Source organism: Gordonia sp. IEGM753, from assembly GCF_050321825.1.
Classification (GTDB): domain Bacteria; phylum Pseudomonadota; class Gammaproteobacteria; order Pseudomonadales; family Pseudomonadaceae; genus Aquipseudomonas.
Genome location: NZ_JBNQGB010000002.1, coordinates 288,429 through 307,770, shown reverse-complemented (window position 1 = coordinate 307,770; position 19,342 = coordinate 288,429). Strand labels below are relative to the sequence as shown.

The 19,342-nt window shown below is 59.0% G+C and carries 18 protein-coding genes; 9 read left to right on the top strand and 9 right to left on the bottom strand.

The genetic code is table 11. The features are described 5' to 3' along the window. Positions 1 to 8: 8 nt before the first annotated feature. From ACQR3R_RS14320 to ACQR3R_RS14305, 4 genes are all read right to left on the bottom strand, one after another. Complete coding sequence (locus ACQR3R_RS14320) at positions 9 to 1,697, bottom strand: ATP-dependent DNA ligase (protein WP_428272953.1); 1,689 nt, start codon at positions 1,695 to 1,697, stop codon at positions 9 to 11. Then, positions 1,694 to 2,728 (bottom strand): ligase-associated DNA damage response exonuclease, encoded by a 1,035-nt coding sequence (locus ACQR3R_RS14315; RefSeq protein ID WP_428272952.1) that lies wholly within the window; start codon positions 2,726 to 2,728, stop codon positions 1,694 to 1,696. Before ACQR3R_RS14315 ends, ACQR3R_RS14320 begins: the two co-directional genes overlap by 4 nt. 195 nt (positions 2,729 to 2,923) lie before the next feature. After that, positions 2,924 to 5,374 carry a penicillin acylase family protein gene (locus tag ACQR3R_RS14310; RefSeq protein WP_428272951.1) on the bottom strand — a complete coding sequence of 817 codons (2,451 nt, stop codon included), beginning with the start codon at positions 5,372 to 5,374 and terminating at the stop codon, positions 2,924 to 2,926. A gap of 137 nt (positions 5,375 to 5,511) precedes the next feature. After that, entirely contained in the window at positions 5,512 to 6,156 is a 645-nt protein-coding gene (locus tag ACQR3R_RS14305; protein ID WP_428272950.1) for a glutathione S-transferase N-terminal domain-containing protein, read from the bottom strand. Between the two features lie 146 nt (positions 6,157 to 6,302). Between ACQR3R_RS14305 and ACQR3R_RS14300 the strand changes: the two genes are divergently transcribed. Beyond that, positions 6,303 to 6,860 carry an isochorismatase family protein gene (locus tag ACQR3R_RS14300; RefSeq protein WP_428272949.1) on the top strand — a complete coding sequence of 186 codons (558 nt, stop codon included), beginning with the start codon at positions 6,303 to 6,305 and terminating at the stop codon, positions 6,858 to 6,860. Positions 6,861 to 6,963: 103 nt separating this feature from the next. On the opposite strand, the gene ACQR3R_RS14295 is transcribed toward ACQR3R_RS14300, so the two are convergent. From ACQR3R_RS14295 to ACQR3R_RS14280, 4 genes are read right to left on the bottom strand one after another with little or no spacing between them, the layout of a single operon-like run. Continuing rightward, the gene (locus ACQR3R_RS14295; RefSeq protein WP_428272948.1) at positions 6,964 to 7,179 is read right to left on the bottom strand and encodes an SEC-C metal-binding domain-containing protein; all 216 of its coding nucleotides are present in this window, start codon (positions 7,177 to 7,179) and stop codon (positions 6,964 to 6,966) included. A 5-nt stretch (positions 7,180 to 7,184) separates the two neighbouring features. Next, positions 7,185 to 7,670 (bottom strand): LEA type 2 family protein, encoded by a 486-nt coding sequence (locus tag ACQR3R_RS14290; RefSeq protein ID WP_428272947.1) that lies wholly within the window; start codon positions 7,668 to 7,670, stop codon positions 7,185 to 7,187. Positions 7,671 to 7,719: 49 nt separating this feature from the next. Then, positions 7,720 to 8,196 (bottom strand): YchJ family protein, encoded by a 477-nt coding sequence (locus tag ACQR3R_RS14285; RefSeq protein ID WP_428272946.1) that lies wholly within the window; start codon positions 8,194 to 8,196, stop codon positions 7,720 to 7,722. A 4-nt stretch (positions 8,197 to 8,200) separates the two neighbouring features. After that, positions 8,201 to 8,698, bottom strand: a complete 498-nt coding sequence (locus ACQR3R_RS14280) for a DUF6231 family protein (RefSeq protein ID WP_428272945.1) — start codon at positions 8,696 to 8,698, stop codon at positions 8,201 to 8,203. 189 nt (positions 8,699 to 8,887) lie between these two features. Here ACQR3R_RS14280 and ACQR3R_RS14275 point away from each other — a divergent pair, with 189 nt between their 5' ends. From ACQR3R_RS14275 to ACQR3R_RS14260, 4 genes are all read left to right on the top strand, one after another. Beyond that, entirely contained in the window at positions 8,888 to 9,583 is a 696-nt protein-coding gene (locus tag ACQR3R_RS14275) for a PA1041 family peptidoglycan-binding anchor lipoprotein (RefSeq protein ID WP_428272944.1), read from the top strand. A 90-nt stretch (positions 9,584 to 9,673) separates the two neighbouring features. Next, a complete protein-coding gene (locus ACQR3R_RS14270) occupies positions 9,674 to 10,399 on the top strand; it encodes a PA1041 family peptidoglycan-binding anchor lipoprotein (RefSeq protein ID WP_428272943.1) in 726 nt (241 codons plus the stop codon). A gap of 137 nt (positions 10,400 to 10,536) precedes the next feature. Beyond that, positions 10,537 to 10,815 (top strand): DUF1145 domain-containing protein, encoded by a 279-nt coding sequence (locus ACQR3R_RS14265; RefSeq protein ID WP_428272942.1) that lies wholly within the window; start codon positions 10,537 to 10,539, stop codon positions 10,813 to 10,815. Beyond that, positions 10,808 to 11,566, top strand: coding sequence for a hypothetical protein (locus ACQR3R_RS14260; protein WP_428272941.1), 759 nt, complete (start codon positions 10,808 to 10,810; stop codon positions 11,564 to 11,566). The genes ACQR3R_RS14265 and ACQR3R_RS14260 overlap by 8 nt, the downstream gene beginning before the upstream one ends. Before the next feature lie 61 nt (positions 11,567 to 11,627). Here the strand turns inward: ACQR3R_RS14260 and ACQR3R_RS14255 are convergent, their stop codons facing one another. After that, positions 11,628 to 12,092, bottom strand: coding sequence for a CopD family protein (locus ACQR3R_RS14255; RefSeq protein ID WP_428272940.1), 465 nt, complete (start codon positions 12,090 to 12,092; stop codon positions 11,628 to 11,630). Between the two features lie 99 nt (positions 12,093 to 12,191). Here ACQR3R_RS14255 and dinG point away from each other — a divergent pair, with 99 nt between their 5' ends. The 4 genes from dinG (at position 12,192) to ACQR3R_RS14235 (ending at position 19,330) form a co-directional block, all read left to right on the top strand. After that, the gene (gene dinG, locus ACQR3R_RS14250; RefSeq protein WP_428272939.1) at positions 12,192 to 14,336 is read left to right on the top strand and encodes an ATP-dependent DNA helicase DinG; all 2,145 of its coding nucleotides are present in this window, start codon (positions 12,192 to 12,194) and stop codon (positions 14,334 to 14,336) included. 95 nt (positions 14,337 to 14,431) lie between these two features. Further along, the gene (locus ACQR3R_RS14245) at positions 14,432 to 16,846 is read left to right on the top strand and encodes a beta-galactosidase (protein ID WP_428272938.1); all 2,415 of its coding nucleotides are present in this window, start codon (positions 14,432 to 14,434) and stop codon (positions 16,844 to 16,846) included. Between the two features lie 115 nt (positions 16,847 to 16,961). Further along, positions 16,962 to 18,107: a serine hydrolase gene (locus tag ACQR3R_RS14240; RefSeq protein WP_428272937.1), complete on the top strand. Its 1,146-nt coding sequence runs from the start codon at positions 16,962 to 16,964 to the stop codon at positions 18,105 to 18,107. 113 nt (positions 18,108 to 18,220) lie between these two features. Then, positions 18,221 to 19,330: an OmpA family protein gene (locus ACQR3R_RS14235; RefSeq protein WP_428272936.1), complete on the top strand. Its 1,110-nt coding sequence runs from the start codon at positions 18,221 to 18,223 to the stop codon at positions 19,328 to 19,330. The last annotated feature ends 12 nt before the right edge of the window (positions 19,331 to 19,342 follow it).

Sequence of the window (19,342 nt, the reverse complement as noted above, 5' to 3'; positions counted from 1 at the left end):
GCTGAGCATCAGCCGAGCAAATCCTGGAGCGTTGCCAGGTTATCCGCCTCTTCAACCGACTTGTCCTGGCGCCAGCGCAGCATCCGTGGAAACCGCACGGCAATGCCACTTTTATGACGCTTGGACAAGGCAATGCCTTCGAACCCTAGCTCGAATACCAGGCTTGGTTTCACACTGCTAACCGGTCCGAATTTTTCGACGGTAGTCTTTCGCACAATACTGTCGACCTTGCGCATTTCTTCGTCAGTCAGCCCCGAGTAGGCCTTGGCGAAAGGCACCAGATTGCGCTCGCTGGCATCGGGCGGACCGTCCCAGACAGCGAAGGTATAGTCGCTGTAGAGGCTGGCGCGGCGACCATGACCGCGCTGCGCATAAATCAACACCGCGTCGACGCTGAACGGGTCGACCTTCCATTTCCACCACACGCCCATGTCCTTGGTTCGGCCAACGCCATACAACGCGTCCCGGGCCTTGAGCATCATGCCTTCGACTCCAAGGCTGCGAGAGGCTTCCCGTTGCCTGGCAAGGTCGAACCAGTCTTCACCGGTCAATATCGGTGACGGCAACAACACCGGGCTGGCGCTGGCGGTGATCACTTGCTCAAGTTGCGCGCGACGCTTCGCCTGAGGCTGGTTGCGCCAGTCCTCACCGGCCCATTCCAGAAGGTCGTAACCCAGCACAACCACTGGCACCTCTTCGAGAATTTTCTTGCCCAGGGTTTTACGGCCGATGCGCTGCTGCAACAGCGCGAAGGGTTGCACGGCTGGTGCAGCGGGCGACTGCGGATTGAACGCATCTTCGGTGTTGGGCCCGGCAGATTTCCAGGCGACGATTTCTCCGTCGATGACCGTGCCATCAGGCAAGCAGTGCGTCAGGCTTTCGAGTTCCGGGAAGCGCTCGGTGACCAACTCTTCTCCCCGAGACCAGATCCACAGCCGACCTTCGCGCTTCACCACTTGGGCGCGTATGCCGTCCCACTTCCACTCGACCTGCCAGTGACTGGCGGGGCCAAGCAGTGTTTCAAATTGTTCAATTGGCTGTGACAGCCCATGGGCAAGAAAAAACGGGTAAGGCTGCCCGCCGCGTTGTGCATGTTCATCGCACGATTCGGCGGCAATCAGCTTCAGGTAACTGGCTGCAGTGGGGCGATTCGACAGGTCGGTGTAACCCACCAACCGTTGCGCCACACGTTTGCTGTCCAATTGAGCCATGGAGGCCAGCGCTCGGGTCACCAGCAATTTGGAAACCCCGACGCGAAAGCTGCCGGTTATCAATTTGATGCACAGCATCAGGCTGTGGCGATCGAGTTGGGACCACAGATGGGGCAATCGTTGGGCCAGTACCTCAGGCGTTTCACCACGCAGCGGCAGTAGATTTTGTTCGATCCACACCGCGAGGCCATCGGTGGAGGTATGCAGAGCCTCGGGCAAGACCAGCGAAATGGTTTCTGCCAAATCACCAACCGACTGGTAACTCTCCTCGAACAGCCACGGCGACAGACCGGAAAACGCCACCGCCAATTCGCGCAACACGCGCACCGGAACCAGTTGGCGAGGTCGTCCACCGGATAAAAAGTACACCGCCCACGCGGCATCTTCCGGTGCGGCGTGAGCGAAGTAGCGTTGCATCGCCGCCAATTTGGCGTTGCTGGAAGTGGTCGCGTCGAGTTCGGCGTACAGCTCGGCGAATGCCTTCATGGCAGTACCTCGGCACTGTCGGGTTCGACGCTGACGGCGTCCTCTTCATCGTCTCCGTATTCGGTACTGAAGCCCTGTGCATCAAGGCCTTGCTCGCGCAGATGACGCACCAGAACGCCCACCGAGCCGTGCGTGACCATTACCCTTTGCGCACCGGTTTGCTCGATCGCCCACAGTAAACCGGGCCAGTCGGCGTGGTCGGACAATACGAAGCCGCGATCTACGCCTCGCCGCCTGCGTGTTCCGCGTAAACGCATCCAGCCGCTGGCGAAACTGTCGCTGTAGTCGCCAAAGCGGCGCATCCAGGTACTCCCGCCGGCGGATGGCGGGGCAATAACCAGCGCTTTGCGCATTATTGGATCGCTCTTTTTTATGTCGCCGGCATAAAGAGTCGGTGGCAAGTAAATACCGGCCTCGCGATAGACCCGGTTCAGCGGTTCCACTGCGCCATGGGCGAGGATAGGGCCGAGACTGGCATCGATACCGTGCAGAATCCTTTGAGCCTTGCCGAACGAATAGCAAAACAGCACGCTGGTTTTATCCACGGCCGCGTTGTCTTGCCACCACTGATTGATCTCGGCAAACACTTGCGCCTGCGGCTGCCAACGGTAAATCGGCAAGCCGAACGTAGATTCAGTAATGAATGTGTGGCAGCGCACGGGTTCAAACGGTGCGCAGGTGCCGTCCGGTTCAATCTTGTAATCCCCCGAGGCCACCCAGACTTCGCCGCCGTATTCCAGGCGCACCTGCGCCGACCCCAATACGTGTCCTGCGGGGTGAAAACTCAGGGTCACGCCGTGATGCAACAAGCGCTCGCCATATGGCAACGTCTGCAGGTTGATGTCTTGGCCCAGGCGCGCACGCAGGATGCCTTCACCGGGCGCAGCCGCCAGATAGTGCTGGTTGCCGGTGCGGGCATGATCGCCGTGGGCGTGGGTGATGACTGAACGTTCGACCGGCCGCCACGGGTCAATATAAAAATCGCCGGCGGGGCAATACAGACCTTCGGGACGCGCGATAACAAGGTCCATGTTGCTACCAATATGGGTGGGCTTGTTACTTAGGAGGTGGGCGCGAAGTCAGAAGTTCTATCGGGTTTTTCGGCACATGAAAGACCAATGTGGGAACGAGACTGTTCGCGAATGCGGTGTGTCAGTCACCAAAACGGTATCGGACACGGCTTCTTCGCGAGCAGGCTCGCTCACACATTTGATCTATGACGATCCTTATTTACCCGGCGTGAGCGTCAACCGCTTGCTCCCGTAGACCTTGTCAAAGTTCTGCGGCTGCATTGGCAAACTCATGTATTGCCCCTTGAGCCACGGATCAATGCCATTGAGGTAATTCGGGCTGGCAGGGTTGCCGGACTGGCCTGTACCGTTCTGGCCCATCAGCGGTTCGGCCTGGCCGAAGTCGACGATAAACCGCGTGGCCGGGGCCAGCGTGGTGTTGAAGTCCTGACCCCAGGCGAACGCCGCCGTATTGAGCGTGGTGTGATCGCCGCCCGCTGCGAACGGGCCGCGCACTGTCTGGCCGCTGGCATTCTTCCATTCATAGCGGTGCAGTTTGCCCCACTGCCAGGCTTTGTGATCGCCGCCCAATTGGCTGTCGCCCGCGGTCATTGCAGCGGCCAGGCTACGGGCGAGAATCATCGGCTTGTCTTCTTTTTGCGGTGTGCGCACGTCATCCCAGAATGGGCTGTCCTCGCGCCCCAACAGGTGATCGGCCTGCGCTGCGTAAGACAACTTGCCGTTGGCGACAAATGCCTTCCACGTCGGACTACTGTCCGGGCCGAGTTCGTCGAGGAAGATCTGCTTCATGCTTTCCTGAAGAAACAGTTCGTAAATCGCCGCATCGGCGGAGGTCGCGCTGAGTTTGCCGTCGAACGCCATCAAACGCGTGTAGGCCTCTCGGGCCTTGTCACGATCAGCGACAGGAAGTGCCTGAATGGCCTGTTTGAGCGGCTGAGACATGCCCGGCGCTTCGAACATCTTTTTCAGCTTGGCAGCGAAGGTCGTGGTTTGATCGTATTGCATGGCGATCACGCTGCGCGTGTCGTGTTTGCCGGTGCCTGCCAGTTCGGCCAAGCGCTCACCGCGCTCCGGTGCCGACCAGGAATTGGACAGCTGCATGCCGTAACCGTGTGGAATAACGCGCTGGTTGGCGGTGCCGAGCCAGCCTTGGGCCGGGTCTTGATCGTAGGGGTGCAGCATCGGGTCGGCGTAACCGTCCCAATCGTAACGACCTTCCCAGCCAGGCGATGGCAGCAAGCCTTCGCCTTCGCGGCGATTGGGGTAGCGACCCGTGACTTGCCAGCCGATATTGGTGGCGTCGGCGAACACCAGGTTCAGGGCTATAGCGCGGATTTCGCGGCTGGCGTCCGAGGCTTTCTCGACGGTCTGTGCCCGCGACAGGTCGAAAAAGGCGTCCAGCGTCTTATCGTCGGTGAAGTTTGGCGTTTGCAGTGCCACGCCAAAACCATTGGCCATCGTCATGCCTTGCGCGCTGTTAAGCAGCGGACCATGTCGGGTCTCGTACACCGCTTCGCGAAGCGGCCGCTGGCCTTTGACGAAATAAGTTTCGTTGCGCACGATCACTGGCTGCCACTTGCCGCCGGCTTCGTAAGTCAGGCCATTGCCCTGGCGTTTGATTTTTTCCAGGAACAGATCCTGGTTGTCGCCCATGACTGAGGTCATGCTCCACGCCACTTTGCCGTTGAAACCGCCCAAAACCATGGGCAGGCCGGCGATGGTCACGCCGGAGGCTTGATACTTCGGTGCACGGATCTGTACGTAACTGAACAGTGAAGGCACGCCTAGCGGACCATGGCTGTCGCTGGCCAGCAGGCTTTTGCCGCTGCGGCTGCGTTGCGGAGCGATGGCCCAATTGTTCGAAGAGGTCGCCCCCAGCAAATTCATATCGGACAGTTGTAGCGTGGCTTTGCTGATCTCTGCCAGACCCGGGATCTGCCCATTGAGCTTGATACCCTGCAGTTTATCGGCCTCGGCCACCGGCAGTTTTTCATCGGGAGCAGAAGGCGTCAGCCACGCGAGTTTGTCGGTGGTGACAGTCTGGGCCAGCATCAGCGAAGAAATTTCTTCTGGCAGGTTCGCCGACTGGCTGAAATTCAGCAGGCAGAAAATCAGCGCCGAATCTTCCGGTTGCCAGTATTCAGGCTTGTAACCGGTGGCGGCGAGGTCCGCGGGGAGTTTGTCGCGGTAGCGGAACAGGTAGGCATTGACGCCACGCGCATAGACTTCAAAGAAACGCTTGAGGCGTGGCGAAGAGGCCTTGTACAGCTCGCTGGCGCTTTTCTTCAGATTGACGGCGCGCATGTACCGGTCGGCATCCAGCAGGTCCGGGCCGGACATTTCTGCCAAACGGCCCTGGGCCAGAAGACGCAAGGTGACCATTTGGGTGATGCGGTCGCTGGCGTGCACATAGCCGAGCGCGAACAGTGCGTCATGGAAGTTGTTGCTTTCGATCAGCGGCATGCCCATGGCGTTGCGGCGCACGGAGACGTTTTGCGCCAAACCCTTGAGTGGCTGCACGCCAACGGTCGGTGGGAGGGTGTCCTGGGTGTTCCAGGTCTGACAACCGGTCAGGCTCAAAACACCGGCCACTGCTGCGGCAACGCCGAACCGGGGAAGAAAATGTGAAAGGGCTGGCGAGGCCATGGCAAAGCTCCTGCGGGGGTAGCGTCAGTAAAGGCGCTACGTTAGAGAGCAGGAGGTGGCCGCGCAAGCGGGGTTTGGGGTTATTTCTTGCCGGCCATCGCTCCCGCGCACTGCGTGGGAGCGAACTTCGAAAGAAATCAGGATTTCGGCGGGTTGACCTTGGCGGCCAGCGCATAGGCCTTGACGGTGGCGGGTCGATCCTTGATGTGGTTGAACCAGCGCAGCACGTTAGGGAAGTCTTCCAGCTTCTGGCTCTGCCATTTATGGGAAACGATCCAAGGGTAAATCGCCATGTCGGCGATGCTGTATTCGCTGCCGGCAACGAAGTCATTTTCCGCCAACTGCTTGTCCAGAACCCCGTAAAGGCGTGCGGTTTCATCGATATAACGCTTGATCGCGTAGGGGATTTTTTCCGGAGCAAACTGGCTGAAATGGTGGTTTTGCCCAGCCATCGGCCCTAAGCCACCCATTTGCCAGAACAGCCACTGCAGCGCCAGCTGACGACCGCGCAAGTCTTTGGGCAGGAACTGACCGGTTTTTTCGGCCAGGTAAAGCAGGATCGCCCCGGATTCAAACAGTGACAGCGGCGCACCGCCATCGGCCGGTTCGTGGTCGACGATGGCCGGGATTTTGTTGTTCGGGGAGATTTTCAGGAATTCGGGCTTGAACTGATCGTTCTGGCTGATGTTGATCGGGTGTACGTCGTACGGCAGGCCGGCCTCTTCCAGGAAAATCGAAATTTTATGGCCGTTGGGTGTGGTCCAGTAATACAGGTCGATCATGGAGTACTCCAAATCTAGAAACATCTTTAGGGTCGGACAGCAACCGCGGGCATTAGGTCGTCCTGTTTGCGTTCGATGGCTTGCCTGTAAGAAGAGGTGATGCTGAAGTGTGCGAAATTCAATGACCCCGCGTGAGAAAAGTCAGCATGGAGCTTAAGACAAACGCTGCACTGATCATTATCGACCAACAAAAAGGCATCTTGCATCCCAAGCTTGGTCGTCGAAATAACCCTCAGGCCGAGCTGCGCATCGTCGATCTGTTGCAGCATTGGCGCAAAACCGGGCGGCCGGTGATTCACGTGCAGCATTTGTCCCGGTCTGAGGCGTCGGTGTTTTGGCCGCAACAACCCGGGGTGGAGTTTCAGGAGCGCTTTAAGCCATTACCCGCCGAGCAACTGATTCAAAAGCAGGTGCCGGATGCGTTTTGTGCAACGGGTTTGGAAGCGTTTTTGCGCGAGGCGGGTATTGATCAGTTGTTCATCGTCGGGGTGGCGACTAACAATTCGGTGGAGTCTACGGCGCGCACGGCAGGCAATCTCGGGTTTGATACCTGGGTGGCAGAGGATGCGTGCTTCACCTTCGACAAGGCCGATTATTTCGGCAACGCACATTCAGCTGAAGAGGTGCATGCAATGTCGCTGGGGAACTTGCATGGCGAATATGCCACGGTGGTGAGTAGCGTGCAGATCTTGAAGCAAGGGTGATTTCAAGGCCTCTTCGCGAGCACGCTCGACCCAGGAAAACCTGTGGGAGCGGGCTTGCTCGCGAAGACAATTCAACAGGCGAAGCTGAACATCGCCCGAAGCATCAAGCGCCGTGGCACTTCTTGAATTTCTTGCCGTTGCCGCATGGGCAAGGGTCGTTGCGGCCGACATCTTTCAGCGCGTTGCGCACGGGCTCTTGATGAGCGTGACCGCAATTTGGGCCGTGGACATGGCCGTGGTCGTGGTCGTGATCATGCTGTTCTTGATGGTCATGATCGTGGGCGCAGTCAGGGCCATGGACGTGAGGTTGCTGGGTCATTCGGTTTACTCCGGAATTAAATCGGCGGGGATTATCACGCCATTACGCTCCAGGTGCACGTAGTGCGCGATGAATATACCGGTTTCCAGTTCACCTTCCAGACGATAGGGAACGGGCCGGTCGGGGTGTTTCAGCAGTTTCACCAGATCACGGACCTGCGGCCACAGGTTGGTGCGGATGGGCACTTTGAAATAAGCGCTGCGTTTGGGGCCCACGGTAAACCAGTGTTCGTGCTCGCCCTCGGTCAACAGCATGTCGCCCAAGTGGATGCGGTATTCGAGGGCGCGCACCGTCAGGTCGCTGTCGTTGGGGTTGTCGACGCGAAAATGCAGCAGGAATTTCTGCTCCAGCAGTTTCGCCCGAACCACTTCGACCTTGACCAGATGCACCTGCGGGTCGGGCTCGTCATCGCCGAACCACGACGCACAGCCGCCGAGCCCTAAAAACAGGAACAGGGTGAGGACGTGTGCTGCGCGTCGCTGGGTGGTCATGGTGATGTTTCTCCCTTGAGCCCCAGTCTAGTCCTAAAAAATCGCAGCCTCAGTTACCGAAATAACCGGCGCAGCATTTCTTGAACTTTTGACCGCTGGCGCAAGGGCAGGCGTCGTTGCGTCCGGCCTTGAGTTGTACCGTGGGGTCGATGAAGTACCAATGCCCGCTGTTTTGCACGAACGATGAACGCTCGCGGTGGCTGTGTTCGCCGGTGCCGTCATGCCAGCGTGCGGTGAATGTTACGAACGCGTGTTCCGGCTGACCGCCAAAGACTTCGGAGCTTTCCACCTCAAGGCCCAGCCAGGTGCTTTGCGCGCTCCAGTTACTGATGGACTGGCGATCAAGACCGTTCTGTTGCGCCGGCAGGGTAGTCGCCACCAGATAATCGACCAGACCCAGCACATAGGCGCTGTAGCGCGAGCGCATCAGCGCTGTGGCGCAAGGCGCTGGCTGGCCGGCATGGTAGTGACCGCAGCAGGCATCCAGCAGATTGCCGCTGCCACAGGGGCAAATAGATGTACTCATTGCGTTACCACCAATATTTCCCGAAGTTTTCCGGATTGGCCCAAAACCTTGAATTGAGCCAGTCGGGTACTTGTTTGTAGTCAAGCAGATCGTAGGTAAACAGGGTCAGCACTTGATCGTCGCGCTGGAACCGTTCGCTCGCTTGCAGGGCCAGTGAAAAGAAATCGGTTTCTTGCCAGCCGCTGGCCGGCAAATCTGCCAGCACCGCGATACGACTCGCGTTGAGGTTACGAATGCCGCCCAGCAAGTTCAGGCCGTCACGCTTGGGCAAATGTTCGAGGCAATCCACAACCAGCGCCAGATCGAATCGACGTGCCGCCAATTCAGCAGGCAGCGCTCCAGGTGCTGCCAACGAGATGCTGGTGTCCGGGTGGGCGAGTTTGAATGCCTCAAGCGCCGGAAACTCACTGGCCCCGATCAGCAATAGACGCGATGGGGCGTACAGCTCAAGCAAAGCGGCCAATGCCTGTTGCGGTGTGCGCGAAGAAATACCTGCAATCATCGAAGATCCTCAGTCAGAGCGCCAAGACTAGCCTGCTCAAACGTCCGGGCCTAGAGGCGGTTTGCCGCAAAAGTGGCGATTGACCATGAACACTGGATAAAACTGCAATGGCCTATTGCTGGCGGAGATTAAAACTCCGGTCTTTACTCCCTGAATCGGTTCTAAGCCGATCCCTCAGGAGAAAACTAGATGAGCATAGTTCGGACAGCATTACCCTTGGTTCTGCTAACCAGTGTGTTAACTGGTTGCGCAGGTTTGCAAAAAACCGACTGGCCGACCTGTGCGGCGGTCGGTGGTGTAGTGGGTGCAGGTCTCGGCGCGACCGAAAGCTCGGCGTGGGCCGGGTACGGTGCGTTGGTAGTGGGCGGTACGGCCGCAGCCTATTGCTGGGTTCACGGCGATGGCGACGAAGATGGCGATGGTGTGCCGGATAGCCGCGACAAGTGCCCGCACACACCTAAGGGTGTGCAGGTAGACGCCGATGGTTGCCCTCCACCAGTGCCTGCGGCAGTGGTCGAAGAGGCCGTTGTGGTCAAGGAAGAAACCATCGTTATTCGCGATGTTCACTTCCAGTTCGACAAAGCCACGCTCACGCCTTCCGACAAAGAAGTACTCGACAAGATTGCCACTCGCCTGAAGCAGGAGTCTTCCACGGCGCAACTGACTGTCACCGGTCATACCGACAGTGTGGGCAGCGATGCCTACAATCAGAAGCTATCGGATAAACGTGCACATTCGGTGGTGGAATACCTGATCAAGGATGGCGTACCGCGTAGCAGCTTCGTGTCTGTGACTGGCGCAGGTGAGAGCCAGCCGGTAGCGGATAACAAAACCGCAGAAGGACGCGCGATGAACCGTCGTACAGAAATCAAAATCAACCGCTAAACCCCATACGCTCCGCGGCTTGTGCAGTCGCGGATGCGGGTCTTTACTCCTGTGTAACCGGTATGGGCCGGTGACACAGGAGCTTTCACAATGAGCATTATCGCAAGGACCGTCTTACCGGTTCTGTTGCTTGGCAGCCTGTTGACCGGTTGCGCTACCCACAGCGATGGCACTGCCCCCTTGAATCAGCGTACCTGGCCAATCTGCAGCGTTATCGGCGGCTTGGTCGGTGGCGGCCTGGGCGCTATCGAAAGTGGTGGTTGGGCGGCTGGCGGCGCGGCGTTGGGGATATTGACCGGTGGCTTGATCTGTTATGCCCAAGATGGCGATGAGGATGGCGATGGCGTTTTCGACCGTCGTGATCGCTGTCCAGATACGCCTCCCAATACGCCTGTCGACCATCGAGGTTGCCCACTGCCGCAATACCCGGCCAGCGTGAAACCTGCCGAACCTGAACCTGCCCAAACCGAAGTCATCACGCTGAGCGATGCCGGCAACGTATTGTTTGCCTTCGACAAGTCCGACCTGACCCCCGCCGCTCGCAGTCAGCTGGATGGGTTGATGGCCAAGCTGCAGAACGCCGACGTGGTCAGCATCAAGGTCATTGGCCATACCGACAGCAAAGGCTCGGATGCGTACAACCAGGCGTTGTCGGAACGCCGCGCCAGCAGCGTGGCGGCGTACCTCTTGAGCCAGGGCCTTGCTGCGAACAAATTGACCAGTGAAGGCAAGGGCGAAAGTCAGCCAGTGGCCGATAACGAGACGGAAGAGGGGCGTGCGCAAAACCGTCGCGTGGAACTGCACATCAATCGCTGAGCCCTGTGATAGAGCCGTCGGACGATATTAATCGTCGCTCCGACGGCCATTCAGAAGAATTTTTTGTTCCCCTCTGGCTTATCCCGCGTGGAAGCCGTTACTGTGCGCCCAAAGAATAATTATCCACGGGGGCGCATATGAAGGTGTTTTGGGGGCTGGGAAAGCTGCTGACCCTGTCGTTTTGGGCGGTGGTGCTGGTTAATGTGCTTGTGCCGTTTATTCATCCACTGAACCTGTTGGTCACTCTGGCCGGCGGCGTGCTGGCGATTATTCATCTTCTGGAAGTGGTGCTTTGCAACCGCAGCCTCCAGGGTCGCGCCCATCCTTGGCGTGATCGCCTGAAGATTCTTTTTTTCGGCGTTTTCCACCTGCAAACCATCCCGGCCCCGACCGTACCGAAGGCGTCCCATGCGTAAACTCTGTCTGCTTGCTGCATTTATCAGCCCATTGGCCTGCGCTCAAGTCGTGAGTGTCGAAACCAACTCCCTCATGCGTTTGCCCAATACTGCCAGCACATTGCAGCTGGAACGGCTGGAAGTCGCCGACTACGGCACCTTGCTGATTCCCTCGAACGTCACCGAAGTCACCGTTGGTGAGTTGCACCTTGGCCGCGAAGCGCGCATCGCCATTGTGCCGGGTGAGCAGCCGCTGCAATTGAAGGTCAGTCGTGCGCAATTGTCGCAAGGCAGTCAGATTACTGCACGTGGCGCGCCGGGTACGTACCTGAAAGCTGCGCGCTCGGGGCGTAATCTGAACGTGCAAATCAAGGCGCTGAACGCGCCGTTGTTGTTGGTCGATGCTCGCGGAGGCGCGGGTGCGCCAGGATTTTTCGGCCTTGATGGCGCTAACGGCCAAGCGCCTGGATGCACGTGGGGCCAGGCCGGACGCGGTGCCGACGGCAGTAATGGCAGCGATGGCCAACCGGGAGCGCCCGGTGCCATCGTCAGACTGGAAGTGCCGCGCGATTATCCGGTCGAACAGATAAAAGTGCAGGTTGCCGGCGGTGTCGGCGGCGCCGCGGGACCGGGTGGCAAACCCGGCGCTGGTGGGAAAGCCAAAGGTTGTTTCGTGTATGAAACCGATGGCGGCAAGAACGGCCGTCCCGGTGCTGACGGCCAGCCAGGCCCTGCCGGAGCTGACGGTGCGGTGACTGTCCAGCGCTTGTAAGCTGCTTTTGATACGCGCACCGTTCGATCAATTGCCTTCGCGGGCTTGCCCGCGAAGCTTATTAAAACATCGGCCGTGCTGCGGCAATCGCCACCAATACCAGCCCGACAATCAGATTGATCCCCACCAATCGCCGAATCTTCCCGAGCACAGCCGCACCCGCCGGCCAATCCTGCGCGGTCACGGCTGTTCGCAACTCCGGTAGCAGCAGCGCCTGAATCCGGATGAACAGCGCTGTCATCACCACATACAACCCCATCATGACTTGCACATAACGTGGCGCCGCTTCAAAACCGCTGTATTGCAGGTGAATCATGCCCACGCCGCTGATCGGCAGCAGCACCACCGCAATCCAGACCCAGCGAAAAAATCCTTGGAACACCTCTACCCACAGTTTCAATCGGGCGGGGCCTTCCAGCGCCTTCATCGCCGCAGGCCGCAACACCATCCAGGCGAAAAACATGCCGCCGACCCATACCAGGGCCGAGAGGACATGCAGGCTGTAAACGATGCCAAAAGTTATCATTGAGGTACTCCGTTCTGCGCGGGATTAATTAGCGGGGTATGATAGCGGCCGATCCGAACCACTGAAAATTTATCCAGCGTTTTTTGCGCCCGACAATCCATGATCAGCACCGAACTCAAAACCACGATCCAGGGCGCCTACACGCGTTTTCTTGAAGCCAAGAGCCTCAAGCCGCGCTACGGCCAACGCCTGATGATCGCCGAGATTGCCAAAGTCCTTGGTGACATCGACACCGATGACGAAGGCCGGCGCAGTGGCGACCCCGCGATTGTTGCGGTGGAAGCCGGCACCGGTACCGGTAAAACCGTGGCCTACAGTCTGGCGGCGATCCCTACCGCGAAGGCGGCTGGCAAACGTCTGGTGATCGCCACGGCTACCGTGGCCTTGCAGGAACAGATCGTCTACAAGGATTTACCTGACCTGATGCGCAACAGCGGGCTGAACTTCAGCTTTGCACTGGCAAAAGGGCGCGGGCGCTACCTGTGTCTTTCAAAGCTCGATATGTTGTTGCAGGAAGGCCACGCGCAAACCGCGACTGCACAGTTGTTCGAAGAAGAAGGCTTCAAGATCGAGGTCGATGAGGCCAGTCAGAAGCTGTTCACCAGCATGATCGAAAAGCTTGCCGGCAATAAATGGGATGGCGACCGCGACAGTTGGTCCACCGCACTCGAAGATGTTGACTGGGCGCGCCTGACCACCGATCACAGTCAATGTACCAACCGTCATTGCCCCAACTTCGGCCAGTGCGCCTTCTACAAGGCCCGCGAAGGCATGGGCAAGGTCGACGTCATCGTCACCAACCACGACATGGTCCTGGCTGATCTGGCGTTGGGCGGCGGCGCCGTGCTGCCGGACCCACGCGATACCATTTACGTGTTCGACGAAGGTCATCACCTGCCGGACAAGGCCATCGGCCACTTCGCGCACTACACGCGCCTGCGCTCTACCGCCGACTGGCTGGAAACCACCGCCAAAAACCTCACCAAATTGTTGGCCCAGCATCCACTGCCGGGCGACCTGGGCAAGTTGATCGAGCAGGTGCCAGAGTTGGCGCGCGAGATAAAAACCCAGCAGCAGTTCATGTTCACCGCGTGTGAACAGGTTGCCGATTTCAAACCGGGTGAAGACGTCGAAGGTCGCGAACGTCCGCGTCATCGCTTCGTGGGCGGGGTCATTCCCGACCACATGCGTGAAATGGGCGTCGAGTTGAAAAAGGGTTTCGCCCGCCTCACGGACGTCTTCACAAGGCTTACCGAATTGCTCAAAGAGGGCATGGACGGCGAGGTCAATATCGGTATCGCCAGCAATCAGGCTGAAGAGTGGTATCCGCTGTTCGGCAGCCTGTTGTCACGCTCGCAGGGCAATTGGGAGTTGTGGACGGCGTTCACCGTTGAAGACCCGGAAGACAATCCGCCCATGGCTCGGTGGCTGACACTGGCTGAAAGCGGCTCGTTGTTCGACATTGAGGTCAATGCCAGCCCGATCCTGGCCGCTGAAATGCTGCGGCGCAATCTATGGAATGTGGCCTACGGCGCGCTCGTGACTTCCGCCACCCTGACTGCGCTGGGCACGTTCGACCGTTTCCGGATGCGTGCCGGTTTGCCCAAAAAAGCCGTGACCGCCGTGGTGCCTAGCCCGTTCCATCACGCCGACGCCGGTGTGCTGAGAGTGCCCGACCTGAAGGCCGATCCGCGTGATGCGCCGGCGCACACCGCCGCGATCATCCGCGATTTGCCGCAACTGGTTGAAGGTTCGCGTGGCACGTTGGTGCTGTTCTCTTCGCGCAAACAGATGCAGGACGTGTTCGATGGCCTCGACCGTGATTGGCGCAAGCAAGTGTTCATTCAAGGCAACCTGTCGAAACAGGAGACCCTTAACAAACACAAGGCCCGCGTCGATGGCGGGGATTCGAGTGTGCTGTTCGGCCTGGCGAGTTTCGCCGAAGGTGTCGACTTGCCTGGCGCTTACTGCGAGCACGTGGTAATCGCCAAAATCCCGTTCTCGGTGCCCGATGATCCAGTTGAAGCGGCCCTGGCTGAATGGATCGAGGCGCGCGGCGGCAATCCGTTCATGGAAATCTCGGTACCGGACGCTTCGCTGAAACTGGTTCAGGCCTGCGGTCGATTGCTGCGTACGGAAGAGGATCGCGGCACCATCACCCTGCTTGACCGGCGCCTGGTTACCCAGCGCTACGGCAAGGCGATCCTCAATGCACTGCCTCCATTTCGTCGTGAAATTTCCTGATACACCAGTGGGTAAATGTGCCCACTGCGTTGTCTATCTCTCTGCTATTGCTTTTCCACAGGCCATTGTTGGTCGCTAGGGAGAACCTCGTTCTTATGATCCGCCGTTCGCTGCCTGCCGTTTTTGCCCTGATGTTCTCAGCCCCTTTGCTGGCGGCTCCGGCCGGCCAACAGACGCTATTCAACTTTGTCCGACCTGCGGACGTGGTGCAGATAGCCACCCAGGACGCCAGCCTGCCGCAATCCAATGCAGAGCAAACGCCTGAAGGCGAAGTATTGCGTCGTGTGACTTTCAACCCGGTCGCGCAACCAACGCTGCGCCTGACGCCGCAAACCGGAGCGTGGGATTGGTCACAGTCAGGCGTGATGTCCCTGCGGGTGCAGTGCGCGATGAACTGGGCTGTCACCCTGTACGTCAAAATACAGAGCAACGACGGCAAGACCCTGATCAGCCGCGTCGATTTACCGGCCGGCCCGGCACAAACGCTGCTGGTGCCGCTGCAACCGAGCACGCCGTTGAGCCAAGGCATGAAGGCCGGCCCGCCAATGCCGATGAACTTTGAAGGTCAGCGCGTCTTGTTGGCCAGCAGTGCCGGTGAACTTGACCGCAGCCAGGTGGTGTCGGTGAGCTTGTCGATGGATCAGCCTAAAGTGGCCCAGAGCATTTTGCTGGAGCGCTTTGGAGTGCAGGACGGTGAAGCCGTCACCAAAGCAGCTTATGGCGGCCTGGTAGACGCTTACGGCCAGTCGACCCGGGCCAAATGGCCGGAAAAGGTCAGCAGCGACGAGCAACTCAAAGCGGCGGCAAGCAAAGAACAGCAGCAACTGAAAGCCTGGCTCGCCGAGCGTGAGAAAACACCGCTGGACAAGTTTGGAGGCCTGAACAAAGGGCCAGCATTCAAGGCCAGCGGTTTTTTCCGCACCGAGAAACGTGACGGTCGCTGGTACCTGGTAACACCTGAAGGGCACCCGTTCTACTCGCTGGGTGTTAACACCGTCAGCCCGGACGTCAGCCAGACCTACATCGCCGGTCGCGAATGGATGTTCGAATCCTTGCCCAAAGCGGATGAGCCGCTGGCCAGCCACTACGGCGAGGGCGACAACCGTGGCGGTAACGGTGCCGATCAGGGACGAGGGTACAACGCCGGCCGTTGGTACGACTTCTATGGCGCCAATCTGCAGCGCCTCTACGGTGAGCCTTGTGTGCCGTCCAGCGAAACCAAAGCAGGTGTTGCCGAAGCGGCAAAAGCGGATGCGCAAACAGCCGGGCAACCTGCCGTGGCGCCCTGCACCGCACCAGCATTTGATGAAAAACGCTGGGCTACCCAGACCTTGGATCGACTGCAAGCCTGGGGCTTCAACACCATTGGCAACTGGAGCGCGCCGACCTTGGGCGACGCGGACCGTGTGCCTTATACCTTGCCTTTATCGATTGTCGGTGATTACACCAGCATCAGCACCGGCACCGATTGGTGGGGCGGCATGCCCGATCCGTTTGACCCGCGTTTTGCCATGGCCACCGAGCGTGCCGTAGCTATTGCAGCCCGTGATCATCGCGATGACCCTTGGCTTATCGGCTATTACGCCGACAACGAACTGGCGTGGGCCGGGCCGGGAGACGATCCAAAATCCCGCTACGCGCTTGCTTACGGCACCTTGAAAATGACCACCGATGTGCCGGCCAAACGAGCATTTCTCAAGCAGCTGCGGGACAAATATCGCAACCAGGCAGGCCTGTCCAAAGCCTGGGGCATTGATTTGCCAGCGTGGGAGTTGATGGAAGACCCGGGTTTCGTCCCGCCATTGCCGAATCCCGAACACCCCGAAATCGAAGCGGACTTCAAATACTTCCAAAAGGTGTTTGCCGACACTTATTTCAAAACCATTTCCGATTCGCTCAAGTGGCATGCACCGAACCAGTTGTTGCTGGGCGGCCGTTTTGCGATCAGTACCCCGGAAGCCGTTGAGTCCTGCGCCCAGTATTGCGATGTGTTGAGCTTCAACATGTACACGCTGCAACCTCAGGCCGGCTACGATTTCGCCAAGCTGCGCAGCCTCGACAAACCCGTATTGATTACCGAGTTCAATTTCGGCTCTGCAGACCGCGGACCGTTCTGGGGCGGCGTGACGCAACTGGCCAAAGAGGAAGATCGTGGCCCGGCGTACGCCAATTTTCTCAAGCAAGCGATGAACGAGCCGTCCATTGTCGGAGTGCACTGGTTCCAGTATCTGGACCAGCCTGTGACGGGGCGTTTGCTGGATGGTGAGAATGGTCACTTCGGCTTGGTGGGTATCACCGACCTGCCGTTCCAGGGTTTCGTGGACAGCGTGCGCAAGAGCAATCTGGCCGCCGTCGATCAACTCGGCAAAGAAACCGAGAAAGTCAGGACCGAGGCGGATAAAGCCGCTGGTCAGGAGCACGAAACCGAAGGTGGTAGAAAAGGCGACGCAGGCAAAGGCGCGGGGCAGGGCGCTGGCCATGCCGGCGGACACTCCGGTAACGGGCATTAACAGCCCCGATCCTTGAAGTCGAATTTTACCGCCCGGCCCGCACCTGTTCCCAAAACCGTCAATGGCTGGAACAATGCGGGCCACTTTGTAAAGCGTCAATCCGGGGGAGTTGCGGGTGCAGATTCAGGGTCATTACGAACTTAAATTCGAAGCGGTACGCGAGGCTTTCGCGGCGCTGTTCGACGATCCCCAAGAGCGCGGCGCTGCGTTGTGCATCCAGGTTGGCGGCGAAACCGTGGTCGATCTCTGGGCCGGGACTGCGGACAAGGATGGCAGCGAGGCCTGGCACAGCGACACCATCGCCAATCTTTTCTCCTGCACCAAGACCTTCACGGCCGTCACGGCGCTGCAGTTGGTGGCCGAAGGCAAGCTGCAACTGGACGCACCGGTTGCCCGCTACTGGCCCGAGTTCGCCGCTGCCGGTAAAGAATCCGTAACCCTGCGCCACTTGCTCTGCCATCAGGCAGGACTGCCAGCGCTGCGTGAGTTACTGCCGCCGCAAGCACTGTATGAATGGCAAACGATGGTCGATGCGCTTGCCGCCGAAGCACCGTGGTGGACGCCGGGCGAAGGGCACGGTTACGCGGCGATCACTTACGGCTGGCTGGTGGGCGAACTGCTGCGTCGCGCCGATGGTCGTGGGCCGGGCGAGTCGATCGTGGCGCGGGTGGCCAAACCCTTGGGCCTGGATTTTCACGTAGGTCTGGCCGATGAAGAGTTCTACCGCGTAGCACACATTGCGCGCGGCAAAGGCAATATTGGGGATGCTGCGGCCCAGCGGTTGTTGCAGGTCACTCTGCGCGAACCGACGGCCATGACCACTCGCGCTTTCACTAATCCGCCGTCGGTGCTCACCAGCACCAACAAGCCCGAATGGCGGCGCATGCAGCAGCCAGCCGCCAACGGCCACGGTAACGCGCGCAGCCTCGCCGGGTTCTACGCCGGTCTGCTGGATGGCAGCCTGCTGGAAAGCGAGATGCTCAATGAGCTGACCCGTGAACACAGCATTGGCGAAGACAAGACTTTATTGACCCGGACCCGTTTCGGTCTGGGGTGCATGCTCGATCAACCCGATGTCCCTAATGCGACGTATGGCCTCGGCCCACGAGCGTTTGGCCATCCCGGTGCCGGTGGCTCCATCGGTTTTGCTGACCCAGAACACGATGTTGCTTTCGGTTTTGTGACAAATACCTTAGGGCCGTACGTCTTGATGGATCCGCGCGCACAAAAGCTTGTGCGAGTACTGGCCGCTTGTCTGTAAATCTCGCTCGAGGGCTCCAGTGCCGGAACCCGATAGCCTTTTCAGTTTCAAATCGTCTGTTTATGCGGGCCAATCCGGTCATGTTTTTCATTACTTAATGTTGCGGATATCCAATGTCATCCAATAAAACCTTCGCTTTGGCCCTGTGCTTCGCTATTACCGGCTGCGCACAGACTCCTCAAAATGACGCAGATGGCGGCAGCTGGTGGCCGTTTGGTTCTTCTGACAAAGTCGCCGCGAAAGACCCAGCCCAAGCACCGGCACCATTGAAACCTGCTGTCGCCGCGCCAGTCGCCAAGACCGAGAGCGCCAGCCATTGGTATTGGCCGTTCGGCTCTGATGACGCCGCGGACAAAACCGCTGCCAAACCAGAAGTGAAGCCGGCCGCCAAACCGGTAGAAGTTGCGAAGGCTGAAGCCGATGCCGGGGGCAAGTGGTGGTGGCCGTTTGGTGGGAAAGAGCAAAGCACCGCTAAAGCTGTGCCGATGCCTGACCCTAAAGTCACTCAAGCCTGGCTCGACGATTATGAGCCTCGCCTGCGTACCGCAATCAAGGACAGCAACCTGCAACTCGAACGCCGTGACAATGTTTTGGTAGTGATCGCGCCGGTTGAGGGCTCGTTCAACCCGGATCGTCCTGCCATGCTGCTGCCGGTGACCCTGGGGCCGTTCAGCCGCGTTGCGAAAATCCTTGAAGTCGATCCATCGACTGCGGTGTTGGTGCTGGGTCACAGCGACACCTCGGGCGCCGCACCGGCCAACGTGAAACTGAGCCAGGAGCGCGCACAAGCCGTCGCGGCTATCTTCCGCCTCAGCGGTCTGCAACGTGATCGCCTGATGTTGCGCGGCATGGGTGGCGATGCGCCGCGTGCGGCAAATGACAGTGTTGAAGGCCGTGCCTTGAACCGTCGGGTCGAGCTGCTGGTAACCCCGCAAAACACCATGGTTGCGTTACTCAGCAAGTACAACATGCCAGCTCCGGCACCTGTGCGCATGTTGGCCGTGCAAGACGTCAAGCCAGCGGTCGCGCCAGTTACGCCTGCTCCAGCGGTCAAGAAAGCTGCTGCTCCGGCAGCGAAAAAAGCCCCTGTCAAAAAAGCTGCTGCCAAGGCACCCGCCAAAAAGACACCTGCCAAACCAGCAACTCCGGCGAAAAAGACCGTACCGGCCAAAGCGGCAACCCCCGACAAGAAAGTCGTTGCCGCGGACGCTACCAAGCAGTAATTCGTTAACCAA